This is a genomic window from Pseudomonas sp. FIP_A4, assembly GCF_036701605.1.
In the GTDB taxonomy this organism is placed as follows: Bacteria; Pseudomonadota; Gammaproteobacteria; order Pseudomonadales; family Pseudomonadaceae; genus Stutzerimonas; species Stutzerimonas phenolilytica.
The window spans coordinates 1-603 of record NZ_JAYDXP010000066.1; the positions used below are offsets into that span (position 1 = coordinate 1).

1 pseudogene is annotated in these 603 nt (G+C 61.5%); it reads right to left on the bottom strand.

The features are described from left to right. Positions 1-603: pseudogene (locus U8L64_RS00535) on the bottom strand (electron transfer flavoprotein-ubiquinone oxidoreductase); the annotation flags it as partial.

Below are 603 nucleotides of genomic sequence, written 5' to 3' on the forward strand. Positions count from 1 at the left end.
CGGCTGGTCTTCCTCGTGGTTGGTGTTGGAGAGGAATACCGAAGAGAGCTTGTCGAAGCTCAGTTTGCCGTCCGGCTTCGGATACTCGATCTTCTTCGACTCGGCGGCCGGCTTGAGGCAGGCGTAGTCCGGCTTGGTGTCGTGCAGCGTGAAGGGAATCTTGCCGCCGAAGATGTTCTGGTCGATGAAGTTGAATGCGCCACCCTTGATTGCACCCCACTTGTGGATGGCGGCGCCGAAATTGCGGCTCTTGTACAGCTCGTCGTACAGCCAGCTGTTCTTGAAGCCTTCCTGATACGCCGTCAGCTCATCGCCGCCCTCGCGCCCGGCCAGCAGTGCATCGGCAGCCGCTTCGGCGGCGAGCATGCCGGACTTCATTGCCGTGTGGCTGCCCTTGATCTTAGCGAAGTTCAGGGTGCCGGCGTCGCAGCCGATCAGCGCACCGCCGTTGAATACCATCTTCGGCAGGCAGTTCAGGCCGCCCTTGGCAATGGCGCGGGCGCCGTAGGACACGCGCTTGCCGCCGTCCAGGTACTGCTTGATCACCGGATGATGCTTGTAGCGCTGGAATTCGTCGAACGGCGACAGGTGCGGGTTGCTGTA